Source organism: Paracoccus panacisoli, from assembly GCF_042435015.1.
Taxonomy (GTDB): Bacteria; Pseudomonadota; Alphaproteobacteria; order Rhodobacterales; family Rhodobacteraceae; genus Paracoccus; species Paracoccus panacisoli.
Genome location: NZ_JBHMQU010000115.1, coordinates 1 through 2,248, shown reverse-complemented (window position 1 = coordinate 2,248; position 2,248 = coordinate 1). Strand labels below are relative to the sequence as shown.

General features: G+C 59.9%; 2 protein-coding genes and 1 pseudogene. 2 read left to right on the top strand and 1 reads right to left on the bottom strand.

Going from position 1 to position 2,248, the window contains the following annotated elements; translation table 11 throughout:
• Positions 1–357: 357 nt before the first annotated feature.
• Positions 358–840 (bottom strand): hypothetical protein, encoded by a 483-nt coding sequence (locus ACFHYO_RS16020; protein ID WP_394321732.1) that lies wholly within the window; start codon positions 838–840, stop codon positions 358–360.
• A 22-nt stretch (positions 841–862) separates the two neighbouring features.
• Between ACFHYO_RS16020 and ACFHYO_RS16015 the strand changes: the two are divergent.
• Positions 863–985: pseudogene (locus ACFHYO_RS16015) on the top strand (transposase); the annotation flags it as partial.
• Between the two features lie 271 nt (positions 986–1,256).
• A complete protein-coding gene (locus ACFHYO_RS16010) occupies positions 1,257–2,000 on the top strand; it encodes a peptidoglycan-binding domain-containing protein (protein ID WP_394321730.1) in 744 nt (247 codons plus the stop codon).
• The last annotated feature ends 248 nt before the right edge of the window (positions 2,001–2,248 follow it).

The following is a 2,248-nucleotide window of genomic DNA, read 5'->3' as shown; positions in this document are numbered from 1 at the left end:
GATCTCTTCATGTCCGGTCCTCTCATTGGGCCGGACTCTAGCATCAGATGGAAGAGTTATCGGGGGTCACAGCATCTCATTTCCATTTCTACCTCGGTTTTTCCATGGTGTCGTTCGCGGACTAGAGGTCAACTGCGTTGTGCTTGGCTTCGGCCTGCAGCGCCCGCTCGACCGGTTGGCGCTCGGCTCAACGCACAAGGACCAAAGCAATAAAACCGAACCACCGCGCCAAGGGTGGCACCCTCGACCTCGTCCAGCACCATCAGCGCGCTGGCGTTGCGGTTGAGGTATGGCCGTTTAGTGGACCGCCTTCATTATCCCCCTCCTTCGGGGGTCTTATGCTGCTTTCATTGTTGGTCACTGCTGAGCTATCGCGGCATCCCACAGCCGGTTTATTTCGGCGTTTCTGCTATTGATAACGGCATATAGCCTTGCCATTCGCTCGTATTCAACCCCATCTTTTTCCAGCGATAAAATATCGTTTCCTCCAGTTGCGTATTTAACTGCTAAAGAAAAGTCGGAGATAGCAAGTTCGGGGTTGCCAGTCTCGGCATGCAGCAGGCCTCTTTGTAAATATACCAAAGCCCTTTTTCCACTTCGCGGTTCTATCATCCCGCTTGCCCAAATAGAATAGGTGCAAGAAGAAATCCTTCTCTCCAAATCCCCGGAGTTTGCACAAAGTTTTGCGCCAAATCCTGCAACAATTGTCAACGACCACAAAATAAAGAAAATCAAAAAAGCGGCGTAAAAAATGTACGTTTTATTTTTAGCAATAAAATTAATCATCAGCATATTTACTCCAATCAACCGTTCGGTTGCTTCGGCGATCAGGGCTTTCAAGTATAGCTTCGACATGACGCCACGTCTTGTTCTGGGTGGGATTTTCTGGATAGCCCGCACAGGTTCGCCGTAGCGCGACCTGCCAGAAGAGTTCGGCAAGTGGTCGTCCGTCTATCGTCAGTTCCAGCGCTGGCCCTTGGCTGGCCGTGCTCTGGGAACACATCCCAGATTTCAGTCTGGAGTTGCTCCTGTACGAGAGCGTTACGAGCGTTGGTCTTGTGCGTCATCAAGCTTGCTGGACCGAGGAGACGCTGGTCGAGATAGCCAACGGCTGCATCTGCTGCACGCTCCGCGACCGAGAGTTGCGGCGCCCGTATCGGCGCTGACGGGGGCACAGAGACGGAACCCGACCCGCCGCCCGGGGCGTTGCCCCGTCAGAAAACCTGACAAACGTCGACTCGAGACAGGATCCTGCCATGACCCCCAGCTCGTTTATCAAGGCCGCCACGGTGATGGTGGCGATGGCCGTGCCCGCCCATGCGGACGACACGGTCAAGGACATCGTCGGCGGCATCGCCAAGCAATACCTGCAGCAGGAACAGGACCGCGCCGCATTCGCGCAGGCGCAGAGCGTCAACACGCTGAGCGCCTATCAGAGTTATCTTAGCCAATTCCCGAACGGCGCCTATGCCAGCCATGCCCGCGACCGGGTCGAGCGACTGGGCGGCACGACCCCTGCGGGCTCGGGCGGGGTGTCGCTGTCGGCGGCCGACCGGGTCGAGGTGCAGCGGCGCCTGAACGCCCTGGGGTATTCTACCGGGGGTACCGATGGCAGCTTCGGTCCCGGCACCCGCCGGGCCATCGCCTTGTGGCAGCGTGACCGGAACTATGCCCAGACGGGCACCCTGACCCGCGCACAGGCGACCGAGATCCTGCGCGGCCGGTCGACCGGCGATGTCCCCTCCGCCGGTTCGGCGGCCGCGGCCGAAGCGGCCGGGGGCGGCAGCGCGGCCCAAAACGAGCGTGCCTTGGGGCTGAGCGTTGCGCAGCGCAGCGCGGTGCAGGCCGGGCTGACCCGGCGAGGCTTCGACACCCGCGGCGTGGACGGGACCTTCGGGCCCGGTACCCGTCGGGCGATTGCCAACTGGCAGCGCGCCAACGACCTGTCGTCGACCGGCTATCTGACCGGCGCCCAGTTCCAGCGCTTGACCACCCGCTGACGCCTTCCCCGTGCCCTCACCGGACTAGGGTCAGGACCCATTGATCCGCTTGAGGCTGTCGCCGCAGCGTGCGCGCAAGCGCGATCTTACGCTCCTCCCACAACAGCTGGGGTCCGGGGCTCTCACCGATCCCGACCGCTTGGAAGTTGCCCGTTGAACGTCGACTGGTCATTACGCTTGAGTAAGGCGAGAGGGATGGATATGTATATACCGTCTGTATATCCATCCGAAAGACCGCCGATGCAGGT

Bases quoted from the DNA above. Each gene is read 5' to 3' on its own strand.
- ACFHYO_RS16010 (WP_394321730.1), top strand. From the start codon at position 1,257: ATGACCCCCAGCTCGTTTATCAAGGCCGCCACGGTGATGGTGGCGATG.